Annotated in this window: 13 protein-coding genes; 3 read left to right on the plus strand and 10 right to left on the minus strand. The window is 59.6% G+C overall.

Going from position 1 to position 16351, the window contains the following annotated elements; all coding sequences use genetic code 11:
* Nucleotides 1-64: 64 nt before the first annotated feature.
* Nucleotides 65-1315 (minus strand): acetylxylan esterase, encoded by a 1251-nt coding sequence (locus ACILSR_RS27310; RefSeq protein ID WP_395752989.1) that lies wholly within the window; start codon nucleotides 1313-1315, stop codon nucleotides 65-67.
* A gap of 83 nt (nucleotides 1316-1398) precedes the next feature.
* Here ACILSR_RS27310 and ACILSR_RS27315 point away from each other — a divergent pair, with 83 nt between their 5' ends.
* Complete coding sequence (locus ACILSR_RS27315; protein WP_395752990.1) at nucleotides 1399-2778, plus strand: lysostaphin resistance A-like protein; 1380 nt, start codon at nucleotides 1399-1401, stop codon at nucleotides 2776-2778.
* A gap of 383 nt (nucleotides 2779-3161) precedes the next feature.
* Here the strand turns inward: ACILSR_RS27315 and ACILSR_RS27320 are convergent, their stop codons facing one another.
* The 3 genes from ACILSR_RS27320 to ACILSR_RS27330 all read right to left on the minus strand — a co-directional run bounded on the left by ACILSR_RS27320 (nucleotide 3162) and on the right by ACILSR_RS27330 (nucleotide 6018).
* Entirely contained in the window at nucleotides 3162-4805 is a 1644-nt protein-coding gene (locus ACILSR_RS27320; protein WP_395752991.1) for an ammonium transporter, read from the minus strand.
* 190 nt (nucleotides 4806-4995) lie between these two features.
* Nucleotides 4996-5523 carry a hypothetical protein gene (locus ACILSR_RS27325; RefSeq protein WP_395752992.1) on the minus strand — a complete coding sequence of 176 codons (528 nt, stop codon included), beginning with the start codon at nucleotides 5521-5523 and terminating at the stop codon, nucleotides 4996-4998.
* A gap of 27 nt (nucleotides 5524-5550) precedes the next feature.
* Nucleotides 5551-6018, minus strand: a complete 468-nt coding sequence (locus ACILSR_RS27330) for a plastocyanin/azurin family copper-binding protein (protein ID WP_395752993.1) — start codon at nucleotides 6016-6018, stop codon at nucleotides 5551-5553.
* Between the two features lie 153 nt (nucleotides 6019-6171).
* Here ACILSR_RS27330 and ACILSR_RS27335 point away from each other — a divergent pair, with 153 nt between their 5' ends.
* On the plus strand, nucleotides 6172-7530 hold the full coding sequence (locus ACILSR_RS27335) for a DUF1552 domain-containing protein (RefSeq protein WP_395752994.1): 1359 nt from the start codon (nucleotides 6172-6174) through the stop codon (nucleotides 7528-7530).
* 40 nt (nucleotides 7531-7570) lie between these two features.
* On the opposite strand, the gene ACILSR_RS27340 is transcribed toward ACILSR_RS27335, so the two are convergent.
* The 3 genes from ACILSR_RS27340 to ACILSR_RS27350 form a co-directional block, all read right to left on the minus strand.
* The gene (locus ACILSR_RS27340; RefSeq protein WP_395752995.1) at nucleotides 7571-9631 is read right to left on the minus strand and encodes a hypothetical protein; all 2061 of its coding nucleotides are present in this window, start codon (nucleotides 9629-9631) and stop codon (nucleotides 7571-7573) included.
* Nucleotides 9632-9869: 238 nt separating this feature from the next.
* On the minus strand, nucleotides 9870-11045 hold the full coding sequence (locus ACILSR_RS27345; RefSeq protein WP_395752996.1) for a hypothetical protein: 1176 nt from the start codon (nucleotides 11043-11045) through the stop codon (nucleotides 9870-9872).
* Nucleotides 11042-11389, minus strand: coding sequence for a hypothetical protein (locus ACILSR_RS27350; protein ID WP_395752997.1), 348 nt, complete (start codon nucleotides 11387-11389; stop codon nucleotides 11042-11044). The genes ACILSR_RS27345 and ACILSR_RS27350 overlap by 4 nt, the downstream gene beginning before the upstream one ends.
* Nucleotides 11390-11883: 494 nt before the next feature.
* On the opposite strand from ACILSR_RS27350, the gene ACILSR_RS27355 reads away from it, so the two are divergent.
* A complete protein-coding gene (locus ACILSR_RS27355) occupies nucleotides 11884-13428 on the plus strand; it encodes a hypothetical protein (RefSeq protein ID WP_395752998.1) in 1545 nt (514 codons plus the stop codon).
* Between the two features lie 276 nt (nucleotides 13429-13704).
* Here the strand turns inward: ACILSR_RS27355 and ACILSR_RS27360 are convergent, their stop codons facing one another.
* The 3 genes from ACILSR_RS27360 to ACILSR_RS27370 all read right to left on the minus strand — a co-directional run bounded on the left by ACILSR_RS27360 (nucleotide 13705) and on the right by ACILSR_RS27370 (nucleotide 16332).
* Entirely contained in the window at nucleotides 13705-14181 is a 477-nt protein-coding gene (locus tag ACILSR_RS27360) for a Fur family transcriptional regulator (RefSeq protein WP_395752999.1), read from the minus strand.
* A 20-nt stretch (nucleotides 14182-14201) separates the two neighbouring features.
* Nucleotides 14202-15152, minus strand: coding sequence for a prolyl oligopeptidase family serine peptidase (locus ACILSR_RS27365; RefSeq protein WP_395753000.1), 951 nt, complete (start codon nucleotides 15150-15152; stop codon nucleotides 14202-14204).
* A gap of 67 nt (nucleotides 15153-15219) precedes the next feature.
* Entirely contained in the window at nucleotides 15220-16332 is a 1113-nt protein-coding gene (locus ACILSR_RS27370; protein WP_395753001.1) for a leucine-rich repeat domain-containing protein, read from the minus strand.
* Between the last annotated feature and the right edge of the window lie 19 nt (nucleotides 16333-16351).

The following is a 16351-nucleotide window of genomic DNA, read 5'->3' on the forward strand; positions in this document are numbered from 1 at the left end:
AGATCTGCCTCAAGACACACGGGCTTTCGTATGCGGGCAAGTGACAATGTGAATTGCTGCCTTCTTACTTGGCCCAATGCCGTGCCGCAAAGTTCAGGTACTGTGTCCAGTCGAAATCGGTCACGTCATGCTTCCCGGTGCGGTTGTGGTAGCCGATGAAATCCCCCACGGGCTGGTCGATCGCCGGCGGTTCATCCACCCCGACACCTTTTTTGCCAAAAAGCGCATAGACCGGCCCGGCGTATTTGCCGGAGAGGAACTCGCCTTTTTGATCAGCCCAGTGATCCTCTGCTGCACTGGCGATGTAGGCAGGACGTGGAGCCATCAGGGCGATGAGCATGTGCGCATCCACCGGGCATGCGGCGGCATGGCCCGCATAGCTAGTGTATTTGCGGGTAAACCAGTGCGGAAACGCCTTGGTGATGATGGCGGTGGTTTCACCAAAGTCGCGCCGCATCAGCGCAGCGCCGCCCTCGCCGGAATCATTGGAAATGACGATGCCAAAGCGCGTGTCCTGCGCTCCCGCCCAGAGGGAGGTCTTGCCCAGTCGCGAATGCCCGATGACCGCGAGGTGTTGGCCATCCACCTGTGCATCCGTTTGCAGATAATCGGCGATGCGGCTGAGCCCCCAGGACCACGCGCCGATCGCCCCCCACTCGCCATCTTTCCACACAGTGTCCGCTCCATCCTTGCTCACTGCGGCGCGCAGTCCTGTCTTCCAGCCTTCGGCACTGTCCGGTTCGATGTCGCCATAGTAGGCGGTGGCCACCGCGAAACCGCGTTTGAGGATCATCTCCAGCGGCCAGCGGCTGCTCTCGGTACCGCGCGTGGCCTCGGTCGCGCGATGATCGACGATGCCCTTTTCCTTGCTGTCCCGCATCCATCGGGTGCTCAGCGGCACGTCAGCCTCGGGGCTCACGGCATGATTGCCGCCGAAGCTCAGGCCCACAAAGCAGGGGGCATTCTTGGTGCCGTTCGGGGTATAAAGCATCACATCCATGCCGGGCCATGCCGGACGGCCTGGCACCGAGATGTGGATGAACTTTCGTGTGGCGAGTCCGCCGAGAGCGTCTGCCTTCGTCGCCGTCACTTCAAACTTGGCCGCGCCCACGTCCGCGGGCGTCCTGCCATAGACGTTTTCCTCGAAAAGCTTGAAGATCTCCGGGCGGCGTTTGCTCGTCCATTCCTCGGCGGTGGTCAGTTTCAGCTCGGGCAGCGGATCGTTGCCGACTTTGGTCTCGTCATAGTTCACGCCCGGACGTGGAGTCTGAGCCAAAGCGGAGGCCGCAAAAAGGAAAAAGAGAGAGGTGCGCATGGTGGGTGGTGCTGAATGAACGCGGATGGAAAGCAGAATTGTGCGTGCCTTTGGCGGGAAGGGGATGTTTGATCCGTGCACCTATGAATGACGCCGCCGTTCCACCGCCACTGCCTCCCACCGCTCCTGCGTCTCCGCGATTTTCGCGGCTGGGTGCCGCTCTGGCGCTGTGCGTCACAGCCGCGTGCGTCGTCTTTGCAGTTAAATCGCATTCGGCGCGTCATCCAAATGAGGGCGCCGGCGGCATTCACCCAAACCGCACTCTGGAGTTGATGGCTCGTTACGTCGTGGGAGCCAAGGAAATGATCGGAAGCAATCCCGCCTTGGGTATGATGCAGGAAAACTTCGACGACGCACTGGTCCAGAACGTCAGACAGGTCTCTCGCGGTCCGGCGGACAAGTTGCGGGTGCAGATCGCGGAAGGCTGGCTGAAAGGCCGATGGCCCGCGCCAGCAGAACTGAATGCCGTGGCTGCTCAAAACGATGTGCTGCAGGCAGATGTAGCAATATTTCAGCAAATGCAGGCGGACCACGGTTCTGTGGCGGACGCGGACTGGAAAAAACTGCAGGCGCATCATGGCTGGTTCGCGGATCTGGCCCGTGCGCAGGTACTGCCAAAGACGGATGCCGCAAGGCAGGCGGTGGTGCAGCAGAGCATGCAGACGTCGCTGGTTTTGATCTCCTTCAGCATGATCGGCATGCTCCTGGCGGTGGGCGGCTTGGTGGTGATGATTCTGGCCATCATCCAATGGCGTGGCGGAAAGCTGAAACTGACGCTGTCGTTCCGCAATCGTGGGCACGGTGGGTTGCTGCTGGAGGGCTTTGCCCTTTATCTGGCGCTGTTTATGTTTGTGCCCATGCTCCTGCGGCAGATGTCCGTGGACTTGCCGCCTTGGGCATCCTACGGGCCTGCCGTTCTGAGTTTGATCCTTGGCATGGCGTGGCCGCTTTTTCGTGGAATGTCCCGTGTGGACTGGCGTGAGGCCCTGGGCCTGCACTGTGGGCAGGGCTTTTTGCGGGAGGTGGGGGCGGGCCTTCTGGGCTGGGTTGCCGCGCTGCCGTTGATGGTGGCGGGAATGATCGCCTCCTCATGGATCATGCGGCTCACGGGAGACGTCCCCACGCATCCCATTGTCGATTATTTTGCAGGTGGGGGCTGGCAAAAGCTGGCTGCGTTCGTGCTCGCTGTGGTGTGGGCGCCGGTTTCGGAGGAGATCATGTTTCGCGGGATGCTCTTTCCTGCCTTGTCATCTTGGCTGCGCTGGCTGGGCGGCATGCTGCTCGGAGCTTTTGTTTTTGCGGCCATTCATCCTCAGGGCTGGGCGGGCGTGCCACCGATCATGGCGCTGGCGGGAGGTTTTTCACTTCTGCGCATGTGGCGGCAGAGCTTGATTGCACCCATGACGGCGCACGCTTTGAACAACGGCATCATGTGCTTGGTCATGATGTTCTTGTGGCGGTAGGCCGGTTCGCGAACAGGAGCCCGGTTGATGTGTCAGGCGGACCGTTATTTGGACAAGGAGCATTGTTGTGCCGACCGTCTTCTAGACCGGTCCAGAGTTTTCAGGCAGCCTGAAGGGGCACGCGAGCGCTCTCTTTGCTGTCAGGAAGGTGCACCACCCCGACGAGGGAAGGCGGAGGGAAGGCTCTTTTCCGTGAATGCCGCGTATTGATTCGCTCGCGCACACTCCTCGGGCTCCTTTCACTCGTCTGTCTCGCTGCTGCCCCGCTCCGCAGGCCATCCATTTGATGGTTTGGGCAAGCAGTGGCATCAAGGCACAAAAAAGCCGGGCTGATTTCTCAGCCCGGCTTTGGAGTTTGCAGGGGGTTTTAGGCCCTGAGAGGATTAGTGTTCGTAACCAGCCTCGCCGTGGTCGGTGAGGTCGAGACCGATGGACTCTTCTTCTGGAGTCGGACGGAGACCCACGAGGATCTTCACCACCAGGGTGATCACCACCGTGGCCACGATGGAGAGAGCGATTGTGATGCCGCAGGCTTTGAGCTGAGCAGCGAGGACGCCGCCCTGACCGCCAGCGTCTGCGACGAGCTTGGCAAGACCGTTGTCCTTGGCAAATGTGTTCACGTCCGTGAGATTGCCGTTCACCGTGCTGTTGCAGTAGATGCCGGTCACGATGGCACCGAGGGTGCCGCCGATGCCGTGCACGCCGAAGGTGTCCAGAGCGTCGTCATACTTCAGGAGAGGCTTGAGCACCATCACACCGATGTAGGGAACGATACCGGCGAGAACGCCGATGATCATGGCAGACTTCGCTGTGACGAAGCCGGCAGCAGGAGTAATGACGACCAGGCCGGCCACAGCGCCCGAGCAGAAGCCAAGGATGGAGGGCTTGCCTTTGTGGATCTTTTCCACCAGTGCCCACACGAAGCAGGCGGTGGCGGCGGCGAGGGTGGTGGTCATGAACGCAGAAGCAGCGATGCCGTCAGCGGAGAGGGCGGAACCCGCATTGAAACCATACCAGCCGACCCAGAGCATGCCCGTGCCAACCATCACCAGCACCATGCTGTGCGGAGCCATCTTTTCCTTGCCGTAGCCTGAGCGCTTGCCCAGCAGGATGCAAAGCACCAGCGCAGACCAGCCGGAGGACATGTGAACCACCGTGCCGCCAGCGAAGTCGATGGCAGGGATCGAAGCACCGCCGTTCCAAACACCGTTCATGTAACCGTCGAAGCCCCACACCATGTGAGCCAGCGGGAAGTAAACCACGAACATCCAGAGGGTGATGAACAGCATGATCGCGGAGAATTTCATGCGCTCGGCGATGGCACCCACGATCAGGCCGGGGGTGATGATGGCGAACATCAGCTGATACATGCTGAACACGGAGAAGGAAGGCCAGGCGGTGTAGTTCGTGTTCGGCGCGCCGGTGACTCCTTCAAGGAAGAAGTACTTGAAGCTGCCAAGGTAGGGGGCCCATGTCGGGGCAACCCAGTCCTTCGCACCTTCAGGAGCGACGTGCTCACCAAAGATCAGCGAGAAGCCGACGAAGTACCACAGGATCGTCACAAGGCCCGCGCAGCCAAGGCACTGTGCAAGAACGGAAAGAACGTTCTTGGAGCGCACCAGACCACCATAGAACAGAGCCAGGCCAGGAAGAGTCATGAACAGCACCAAGGCCGCACAGACCATCATGAAGGCATTGTGGCCGGGACCGGCGAGGCCTTTCAACGAACCAGCAGGCGCCAGATTGTTAAAGTATTGCTTAATATCAGCAACGTCCGCTGCCACAGCATCAAGCGACGGAGCTGCGGCCGCCGGAGCAGCTGCTGGTTCCGGTGCCGGAGTGGGGGCTGGTGCGGGGGCAGGAGCCGGAGCAGGTGCTGCAGCCGGAGCCGGAGCTGGAGCCGCAGCAGGTGCTGGTTCTGCAGTCTGGCCTCGGGCGGCGCCGGGGTTGATTGCGATGGTGGTGAGGGCAACTACCGCAGCAATTGCCATGCTGCGCCAGGTTCGTGTGTGGTTGAGTTTCAGCATAAGTCAGGGTGTGGAATTTAACTCCAAAACAAGCTTTAGCACGGGCCGTGCCAAGTCTTCTTTTCATTTTGAACCCCCGCTTTTTTAAAACCACTGCACGAATCGGCGCCGATTTAGTCTGATATATACAAAAAAGGCGGGTGGAGAACCACCCGCCTAAGAAAAAAGAACCTTCGGTTTCAGGCTTCGCTTATTTGGCGAAGGCGCTCAGAATGATCTTTTTGTACCCTTCCGTCACCTTGGCAACGGCTTCCTTCGGACCCGTAAGCTTGACGAAGATGTTCGATTCTCCGGCTGGCACGATGGCAGCCACCAGCGTGTAGTTTTCACGCGGCGTCTTGGCGCCCATGGGTGGGCCGTCATTGTAGGTGCCGGTCGCCGTCACCAGCGTGATCTTGGTGCCGTTGGCATCAAGTTCTTCGCGCTTCGACTCAGGGGTGCCGTTGAACTGTCCCAGCCAGCGTTTCACGTTGGCCTCCACATCCCCGCCGCCGCCTGCGCCTGGAAAGCTGTAAAACACTGCTTCCAGTGGCTTTTCAGCACCTTCCACTTTAGCCGCCAGGGTGCCGGCACGGAACATGCCAGTGCTCTGCACTTCGGCCCAGGGGGACTCGAATTTGAAGTTGAGACCGTTGACGGTGAGCTTGCCTTCCTCGCCACGAACGACGGAGGTCAGTGAGATCAGGGCGATGAACGTGGAGATAAGAAGGTATTTCATGGAGTGGGTTGGTTGGGTGGAGTGAGATTACTTGGTGACGTGCATGATGCCCTTCATCAGAATCCAGTGGCCTGGGAAGGTGCACATGTAGGGGTAGTCGCCGGGTTCGGCAGGAGCGGTGAATTCAATGGTTTCGGTCTGGTTAGGCTGCACCAGCTTGGTGTTGGCGATGATGTCAGGCTTCGCAGCGTCGGGAATGTAGCTCTTGGCCATGCCCTGGGGGTCAGCCAGCATGGCGTTGGCCAGTGCGCCCACGGCTTCCAGCTTGCCGGGCTTCAGCAGGAGGAAATTGTGCGGCTGCGGCGCGATGCTGCCAGTGTTGCTCAGCGTCAGCTTGACCTTCTGCCCCGCTTGCACGCTGAGTTCGGTCTTGTCGTATCCCAGGGGATTTTTGGCGTCTGGCTTGAGTTCGATGGTGGCTACGCTGGCGTCCTGGGCAAAGCCGGAGAGAGCCAAAGATGCGAGTGTGGTGATGAGAAGGCAGGTATGCTTCATGTGTTTGTATAAGGGGTTTTTGACGGGGAGTCTTAATCGGGCCGCGTCCCCCCGGAATTTCAACTACTTTCGTGGCGCCAAAGTCTGGAATGCGGCTGGCTGGCACGAAAGTTTCTCTTCGCCCCCTGCGTAGTCCTGCCGTATTCACCTTGTATGAACGAGTTTCGCGAAACCTCCCTCGCCGCCCATTCACTCAGCCGCCGCCATGTACTGCGTGGGCTGGGTTCCCTCATTTCCCTGCCATTCCTGGAATCCTTCGGCGTGCGTGCGTTTGCCGCGACCAAACCGGCGCCCAAGCCCATGCGTGCGGCATGGATGTACATTCCCAACGGTGTGAACGTGAACGAGTGGATGTCCACCGGCGAAGGCACCGGCTATCAGCTGTCCAATTCGCTCAAGCAGATCGAAAAACACCGCGATGATTTCATGGTGGTCTCGGGCCTGAGGCAGGATTTCGCGTACAGTCATGGCAATGGTGGCGGCGACCATGCCCGTGCCACGGCCACCTTCCTCACCGGCTGCATGCCCAAGAAAACGGCGGGCGCGGACATCCACCTCGGCATTTCGGTGGACCAGATCGCCGCGCAGAAGATCGGCCATCTCACCCGGCTTCCCTCTCTGGAACTTAGCACCGACGGCCAGCGCAGCTCCGGCAAGTGTGACTCCGGCTACTCCTGCGCCTACCAGTTCAATCTGGCCTGGAAAAACGAAACCATGCCCATGGCTCCTGAAATGGATCCGCGTCTGGTCTTCGAACGCATGTTCGGCATCGGTGCCACAGCTGGCAAAGGGCCTGAGGCAGCGCGTGCCAAGCGCATGCAGAAAAGCATTCTCGACACCGTGCTGGACGAAGCGAAGAGCCTGCAAGGCAAGGTGAATGCCGGCGATCGCCGCAAGCTGGACGAATACTTCTCCTCCGTGCGGGACATCGAACTGCGCATTGAGCGGGCCGAAAAATTCGCCGCGCAGATTCCGGATGTGAAAATTCCAGATGGCATCCCGGATTCCTACGAAGAGCACATCCGCACCATGTTTGACCTCATGGTTCTTGCCTTCCAGACGGACACCACCCGTCTCTCCACCTTCATGCTCGCGCATGACGGCAGCAACCGCAGCTTCCCTGAGCTGGGTGTGCCGGATGCCCACCACTCGCTCTCACATCACCAGAACGATCCGCAGAAGCTGGAGAAGATCGCGAAGATCGACCAGTTCTACCTGCGTCAGTTCGGCTACTTCCTCGACAAGATGAAGTCGGTCAGAGAAGGGGACAGCACCCTCTTGGACAATTCCATGATCGTCTTCGGCGGCGGCATCGGCGATGGCAACCGCCACAATCATGACAACCTTCCGATCCTCCTCGCTGGACGAGCCGGCGGTACTCTGACCCCAGGCAAGCGCGTCCTCCTGCCGGGCGAAACTCCGATGACCAATCTCTACCTCTCCATGCTGGATCGTCTGGGCGTCCCTGCTGAGAAGGTGGGAGACAGCACCGGCAAACTGGAAGTGAGCTGAGACGTTTTCAGCTCAGCGCCATTTCGGTATTCCTAACGCTTCAGCGACCTGCGGGCAGGGGACGCTTGATGGTGGTCGGCAGTTCCGGCGTCGGCGTGGACTTGCGAATGCCAGGAGGTGCCATGCTGTTGTTAGGCTGACTGGTGGATTTGCCACGCACACCGTTTTTAGAAATGCCCGGTGGCATGTCGGGAGGTGGCGTGGTTTGCGCTGTGGAGAGCGATTTTGCTTTGGGTGCCGTCGCCGTCGTGGGCAGGGAATACCAGTGCATTTGCGGGACGGAGCTGAGCTCCACCCACTGCTGGGAGCCGAGCTTTTTCCACTGCAATCCCACCACCGCCCACACATGCGTCTCCCAAGGAAGCTGGACGCGCAGCTTTTCCGCGAGCTCCGAATTCTTGTCCAGGAAGGCGCATTCCTGAAAGGAGTTTGGCGGGGCTGGGCTCACTCGAAACACGTCCTTGCGCTCCAGATTGGGGACATCGTCCTTGAAGTAATGATGGCGGATGATGCCGACATGGAAGTAGCACGGCTCGCCTTCCTGATAGGTCTTGAAAAACTTCTCAAGCAGCCTGTCTTTGAACTCCACAAAGGCGACCCAGTCCACCTTGAAGCCGTCTTCTTTCTCCTCCAGCATCACTGGCACGGCGAACTCCCATGTCTTGTTCTCCAAGCTGAAGATGCAGTGCTTTCCAGAACCCAGTTCTGGATTCGGGTCCATGCGGACAAACTGGATGCGATCCACGGAAATCGGGCCATCCGGGGACAGTCCATAGTAGCGCTCCATCAGCGGTTTGATCACGTCAGCTCCCAGAGTGTGGGGCAGACGTTCCGCGAGCGATTTGGCGAAAAGAAATTTTTTGAGCGCCTCGACGGCTGGCTTGGCTCCCGCTGGCATGCTTTCATCCTCTTCTGGTGGATGCGGCTGGCTGAGACCTGCCGGGGTGGCCGTAGGACTGCCTGCGGATTCCGCAGCCATGGACGGTTTCGGAGGCACCTCAAGAAGATTGCCCGAGGTTGGGGGCGCGGGCTGGGCAGGGGGGACAACTTCCTGATTGGTGGCTCCAGGAGGAGAAGAAATACTCGCGGTGCGCATGTCACTAGACTCCGCACCCAAGGGGGGCTTGGCTTTTTGGGCCACCGTTTCCTGCGGATCAAAACCGACCAAGGCTGTGCCTGGCTTGTTATCAGGTGGCGTTCCAGCCGGCTTTTCAGCTTCTGAAATGGAGGGGGCCGATGGGGCTTGCACGGTGGCAAGGTCAGCCTGCGGCTTTGCGCCTGCCTCTCCCTTGGTGGTTTCTTCCGCCGTTTCATGCCCCGCCAGGCTGGGGAAAATGCCCGGCAGATAGTCCTTCAGAAGGTAGCCAACGAGTCCCAGAAACCCGATGAGGAAGATCGCCGCGAAGGCAAGCCGGATAAAATTCGTCCCGCGCGGTGCCCGCAGGCTTGCAATGTTTCTTGCTCCCGGAGCCATCCCAACATGAGAGGACGCGCCCAGGTCCTGTCCACGCGCTGACCCCAGGCTCAGGGGAGGAGCCCCCCCTGCCTGCAGAGGCTGGGTCATGGAAGGCATGGGCGCGGGAGAGACTTCCCTGCCGAGCAGAGACGACCCTGGCAGCGAGTTTGGCATGCCCATCATGCCGCCTCCGGCATTCCCGCCAGGCATCATGTTTGGCAGCGCAGGGCCGCCCGGAATCAGGCGTGATTGATTGGGCATTCCCGAGCCAGAAAATCCGGCCTGCGCGTCGGGGCCACCAAAGGATGGCATGGCAGCAGGCGCTGCGGGCGTGGATGACCATGGCATCTGACCGCCGGAGCCTCCGAGCGTTGAGGTGAGTGGCGGCTGCCCGGGGGCGCGCTTCGGCGGCAGTCCAGTCAGCCCGGTGCTTTGCTGCAGCACGGGATTCGGCTGCGGTGTTCCCTGCTGTGGCAACTGCATTCCGCCCATTCCCGGGATCTCACCCATCAGCGGAGAGGCTGGTGCGGGGGGCCAGAACGGCGCGGGAGCTTGAGAAACCTGTGGCGCGGGCGGCCACTGAGGCTGCTGCGGCATCTGAGGCTGCTGCGGCATCTGAGGCTGCTGCGGCACTTGGACTGCCATGGGTGCCGGAGTGGGGGAGGTCACCGTCTGCCCGCAACTTGGGCATGGACCCGTCACACCTGCCATTTGAGCAGGCACTGTCAGTGTCGTGCGGCAAAATCCGCATTGGAACTGAATCGTGTCCGGGTTCATCTCATTAGAAAATTATGGGCAATCTTATTAATTATCATTCAAGGAATGATTTTGACAAATTGAAGTTGCAAAAGTCTCCCAAATCGATCGCGCTGTGGTCCGAAATTCAAGCATATCGGATCACAGCGCCCCCGCCACCCGTAAATGCCCCCCCCAATCGTGGGATGGTTTCTGGCTCTGGCAGCATCCAGACCCTGCGCTGTCTCCGGAGCCGTAACACTTGACGAAGCCGGCGGAATAGTACACCCACCCCGCAAAGCGTAACCAAAATCACCGAAGCCCGGACGACCTCCGGCATGCCGATGCCTCCGCTTCCCGCAACCGAGGTTTTTACCATGGGGCTGAATTCATCCAGCGGCTGTCCCTTGCCGTCCCCGGCGGAAGCCTCCGGACCGAGTGCCTTTTGCAGCCAGAAAAGCCGGGTGGAAAGCTGCACCGTATAGCTGCGCAGCTGGTCATGGGCGTTGCTGCTCTGGAGGGCTTCACGCAGGCAGGCTTGGATCGTGTCACTCAAAAAGCCGGTCGAAATCTGATTGTGGATGGACCGGCTCACAAACAGCCTCGTGCGCCACGGCTCTCCCAGCGGATAGACCGCCAGGCAGGCATCGGTCTGCATCAGGCCGCCAGAGGCAAGTTTCTCCAGTTGTGCTCCTTCCGGCAGCGCCTGGTCATGCTTTAAGATCAAAACGAACAGCTTGATGCGTGCATCATGCGCATGAAACTCCAGCAGGCGCATCATGTCATGATTCTGGATCTCCGGTATGAGCTGGTTGGGGTCGATGAGGTATTCTTTCGCCAGGCTCTGGTAGCTGGCCGCCAGAAATTCAGAAGACACCTCCCGCAGAGACGCCAGTGGCGTGGGTAGTTGCACGTTGCTCGGTTCGGCCTGCGAAGGCTGGCCTAGAACGGACTGGGGTAGAAAAAAGCGCATGTCCTCGGCGCTCAATCGTGCGGAGAGCGCCCCGTCCTGACCATCAAAGAAATGATCCAGCCTTGGGCTGCTGGGCAGCGGCGTGCGGATGAGTTCGTTGATGTCAGTGGTGGACTGGCCGTTGGCGGGCAGCAGCACCTCCGGGTTGTTCATTTCCGGGAGGCTCTCGCGGAATGTCTTGAGCTCCTGCTCCGTCCAGCGTGGCAGGGGCAGGCCATGCTCCCCGGCTTTTTCAGCCGCCTGCGGAATTTCAGCATGGCTGGCGGCACACATCAGCAGGCAGCAAAGCAGCAACCGTGCCGGACCTCCTGGTGGCCTGAGTGTATCCTTGCTGGAGGAGGCCGCGCTCATGTTCTCGCAGGGAAGGACTCGGTCAGGGGGCGTGAAGCCGGGCGGTGCCCGCCGCGCAGCGGCTGCAGGCCCATGTCTGGTATGCTGTCGGCCACGGCTGCCGTTTCGGGCTTCCAATGCAGGGCTTGAGCGTGCTTTCTCAGCACTTCTCCCGCCCGAATGCACGAGGACTGGATGGCCATGCCGAAAGCTCCCTGGCTCAAATGGCCGCCGATGATTTGCATCATCTGCTGGAGGATTTTTGGTTTGAAATAGGGCTCGATCGCATACCCCAGGGAGATGCAGGCCGTTTTGGCGGAGGGATCCACCACCAGAACCAGTCCGTAGTCATTTCGGCGGCTCACAGAGTGAGTGTTGAACGCTCCCTGGTTCAGGAGCCAGAATCCCAGTTCCGCAACGCTCAAGTTATTGGGGAGTACGCCTAGGTAAACCGCAAAAAATGCCTGTGGAAAGCAGCGCTCAAAATCGTCCAAAACGACTTCCGCAAGCCGTGTGTCTTCCAGTCTCAAGCAGTGCGCCACATCAGTAATCCTTTCCAATCTAACCCATTGATTTCCAAGGATGTGATGGAGCAGCGCCGCAGAAAATCCGCAGCCAGAGCAGGAAACCTGTTCTGGGGCGACACTGGCGTGGCAGCGCGGACATTTCATTGTTATAGAATATATGGAAGATACAACAAATCAAGTTCTATTTCCTCACTCCTGACACAGAAAAAATGTTTACACCGCCTGCCGTTTGTGGTGTAACTGTAAGTTGATTCAACAAAATTAAAAAACGAACGCTGACCTCTGCTGGCTTTCCAACACCAAATTCAACGTTCAATTTTTCACACCTGATCATGAAGCTCGCCCCCACCATCGTCATCCTCGGCAGTCTGCTGACTGCCGGTTCCATCCATGCCAAATGGTCGCGCATTCCCATCATCAAGGAGAAACCAGTCAATACCATCACCGGTCCAGCCAGCAGCGCTTCGCTTGACAGTTCCTCTGGCTTTGGTCGCGCTGATTCCATTCTCTCCAGCGACATCACCGCTTCCTCCACCGTGTCTGCTGGAAAAAGCTTCGTGCTCCTGAATCTTGGCAAGCCGGTGCTCATCTCATCATCTTCTTTCGTCAATGATGGCATCGAAGGTAAGGCCACCCTCTCCGCCAGCGCGGACAAGAACGGCTGGGCAGTTCTTGAGGAAAAAGTTTTTTCCGCGGCTGATCGCAATGTGGAGTTCAAATTCGCCGGGATGCAGGCCAAGTTCGTCAAGCTCGAGCTCGCTCTGACCAAAGGCGGCATCATCCGTCATCTCCAGTTCTTTGGTGCCACCACCGACAAGGGCTACGCCGTGAAACAGTCTCCAGATGGCCAGGGCGGCAAGCCTGCCGACCTTATCAACGGCCTGGGTGGTGCACGTGTGGTTTACGCTGCTCCCAAACCCGCCAATGGTGTGGACAGCGCCATCACCTACAACAAGTTCGCTTTCCCTGAGTCTGATGAAAAGTATCGCACCATCATTTATGACTTTGGCCAGCTCCGCATTCTGAACGAATTCGCTTCTGTGCACTCTCCGCGCCCTGTCCGCTTCGAAGTGTTCGCCTTCGACAATCTGCCCGAAAAAGAAGACTGGCGCGGACGCATGGCCTTCGATCCAAATGAGTTCGGCGCCAAATCTCCCGTGGCTGTGGCTGAAGACACTCGTGGTCTTGGCTCCATCAAGGCCAAGCCCTCCAAGCCCGTCAAAACCCGCTATCTGGCGCTGCGCTGGGAGCCTGAGTTCAATCCGCCTGACTTCCAGTGCACGGGTTCCGCTGAAGGCAATGTCATCAACATCGTCACCACCAATACCGTCATCGTCACCAATGCGGACGGATCCAAGTCGGTCGTGACCGTGACCGTGGGTGATGCTCATGGCGCAGGCGCTGGCTCAAGCAACATCACACCTGAAAACGCCGCCCAGATGATTGCACAGGGCGATGCCGCTCAAAGCGACACCACGACGATTACAACCGTCAATTACGCTCCCGGCGTTGATCCGAACGCACCTGGTGCTACTCCCACCAGCACCGTTACCACCACAGGCACTTCTACAGTGACGACGACTGTCCAGTCCGATGGCACCGTGGTGACCACCAGTTCGACGAAAACGACCGATTCCAGTGGTGCTCAGACAACGACGACGGTGACTGAGACGAAAGCACCTGATGGCACCACCACCACAAATGTGACTGCGACCAATTCCAATGGCGATCCTGTCCCGGTGGTTGGAACAGAGGGGCCAAACTCTCAGAACAACAACCTCGGTGCTGGCACCTCGGGTGCTCCTACCGGCACGGGTTCCACCAGCGCCAACCAGACGAACACGATCTCCACGGCTGGCTCCTCGCCGCCGCCCTGATCGGTTTTGATTCATTCACTTCCCGCACGGGTGCAAACCTGTGCGGGATTTTTTTTGCTCCGCGCCGTGGTTGATGATCGAGCTTGATCTCTCACACCACGAATCCTCAACTCGGGTCTTCCTCCCCTCGAGAACAGCATGCCGCGCAGCACTTCGGGAGAAGTGGGATCATCCTGATCCCACACACGGTCGCCCCGCCTAGACTTCTCGAAGCAAGAGCTGCACGAAGTCCTCCGCTTCACACGTGGCTCAGACTTCTTTGGACGGCCCTCGTTATCACCCGCACTGCGGGCAGAGACCATAGAATTCCAGCTCGTGGTAGAGCTTGCGGAAGCCGGACTCCTTCTCGATCTGCTTTTCCAGGGCCTCCACTGGGCATGCAATGTCCAGGCGCTGAATGCGGCCGCACTGGGTGCAGATGAGGTAATCATCGTGGTGCCCCGCCTGCAGCAGGGTGTAGTAGGCGCTGCGGTCATGCAGCCCAAGCCGGCGGATGAGGCCCAGTTCCTCCAGCTTGACCAGCACCCGATAGACCGTGGCCTTGTCCGCGCCGCTGGTGAGGTCGGGCGACTCGGCAATGTCTGCCAGGGAAAGGGGCTGATGGGAATGGACCAGAATAGAAAGCACGTTCTCCAGCGCCTTGGTGCGCCTCAGCCCGGCCTCACGTGCGCGGCTCATCATGGAGGCGGCGAGTTCGCGCGCTGTTTCCTCATTATGATGCTGGCAGGTGGCGGAATGATGGTGGTGAAGCATGTGTCGGATTTGGCAATTTTTCAGTTCGCCGACGGGGCCTGCTTTTTCTGCTGGAACAGCCATTCATGCAAATCGGCACGTGGATATACGAGGCCCGTGATGCCATGGCCTGCTCCTTCGAGTTCGGTGTATTTCATCAGCTCGCCTCCGGCCTGCTTGACGGCGGCCACGATGGCGCGGGAGCGGTCCACGGGGACCATGTCATCCTTGTCGCCGTGGAAGACCCAGAACGGGGTGGTCTTCAAGACTTCCGCGTTTTTGACGTCGCCACCGCCGCAGAGGGGGACACAGGCGGCAAACACGCCGGGATATTTGGCGGCGATGCCGAAGGTGCCAAATCCTCCCATGGACGATCCGGTCAGATACAAGCGCGTTTCATCGATGGGCAGATGCTCGGTGAGGTCAGCAATCAGCGCCAGGAGGTTGGCGGCCACCTCGTTTTTCCAGCCGATGTCAGCAGAGGGGCACTGCGGAGCCAGCAGGAAGCAGGGCGCTTTGCCCTGGTTGTCCTCAGTGGTCCAGATCTTCGGTGCACCACCGAGCTGGGATTCATTGTCGGAGCCGCTCTGGCCCGAGCCATGCAGCCAGATGACCAGGGGGTAGCGTTTGGTGCCATCCAGTTTGGGGTTTCCCCACAGCTGGTAGTTCAGCCCCTGCTTGGACACACCTTTGACAAACTGGCCGGTGATCTTGGCTGCGTGCACTCCTTCCTTGAGTCCGCCATCGCGACGCTTCTCACGCAGCAGGCTTTGGATGTAGGTCTGGTCCTCCTTCGAGAGCTTGTCCAGCGGCACACGGTACTGGTTGAAGTCAGTGCTGCGGCGGATTTTCACCTCCTTGTCGGAAAACTCGATCAAGTTCCCCATGAACTTCGACTTGCCGTCGCTGGAAGTCCACTGGCGGGGTGGATCAGCTGCTTGGGAGCTGCCGATGAGCAGACCGAGGGCGAGGAGGCGAAGGAGCGCTTTCATGCCGCATGCTAAGCTGCTGGCGTCCAAGACGGCAAGCACTTTGCGCTGCGGCTTGCAGTGCGGCGGGTCAGGGCATGATGCGTGCGCCCGCCTTCTTCATTTCATCCACGAACTTCTTGGAAGCGTCGTCGATGGGATTCCCTTCAATGAAGATCTGGCAGTAGGGTGCCCATTCGCGCGGGCCGTCGTTGTCTTTCTTCCACATGCGGTGCAGCGGCGTCAGGTCGGTGATCTGGTTGTTTTCCAGGAAAAGAAACTGCAGCTCCGTCAGCGGCTCCAGCGGGGAGATGTCCACCACGCCGTTGCCTTTGAGCGAAAGCATGGAAAGCCACTTCATGCCGCCGATGCCCGCGAGATTGGTCACCTGGTTGCCCTCAAGGTAGAGCGTCCATACTTTCGGCAGCTTGAACAGGGCGGAGGCGTCCTTGATCTGGTTGTTGGCCAGGTAGAGGGAGGTGAGGGACTGGATGCCGCTGAGAGGCGTCACATTGCTCACCTTGTTGCCGGTGAGTTCCACGTATTGCAGCGATTTGCATTCGGCCAGCGGCGTGATGTCGCTGATCAGGTTGTTGGAGACGTCTAGGAACTGCAGCCGCTCCAGGCCCTTGATGGGCGCGAGATTGCTGATCTGGTTTTCCGGCAGGGTCAGAGAGGCCAGAGAAGTGCATTTCTCCAAGCCGGTAAGATCCTTGATGCCAGCCTTCTTGGCCTCGATGATCGCAACGGAGGCCACATCTTCCGCGGTGATGACATCCTGGGTGTCACGCTTGGCGAAAACCTGCTTCCGCACCGCAGCCTCCAGCGCTTTGTCAGGAAAAATGGCGACGGGCTTGGGGGGTGGCGGCTTTGCCGCAGCAGGAGCGGGACTGGCAGGTGCCGGAGTCGGGGCTGCCGGTTTGGCTGGAGGTGTCGCTGGCTTGGCCGGAGGTTCTCCCGGTTTGGCTGGCGCAGTTGCGGGTTTGGCTGGGGCAGGGGTTGGAGTGGTGGCCGCCGGGGCTGGCGCAGGTGTTGCGGGCTTGGTTTCGGGCTTCGCAGGGGGCGCGGCTGGCGCGGGCTTGGTCTCTGTCTTTGGGGCTGGCACCGCAGCCGCAGGTGGAGTGGCAGGTGTCCCGGCTGGTTTGGCGTCTTGCGCGTGAAGACTGAGGGCCAGCAGCGTGGGGAGGGCGAGTCGGAGTTTCATGGCTGGGGGATGTTAAGGC

The organism is Prosthecobacter sp. (genome assembly GCF_044222565.1).
In the GTDB taxonomy this organism is placed as follows: Bacteria; Verrucomicrobiota; Verrucomicrobiia; order Verrucomicrobiales; family Verrucomicrobiaceae; genus Prosthecobacter.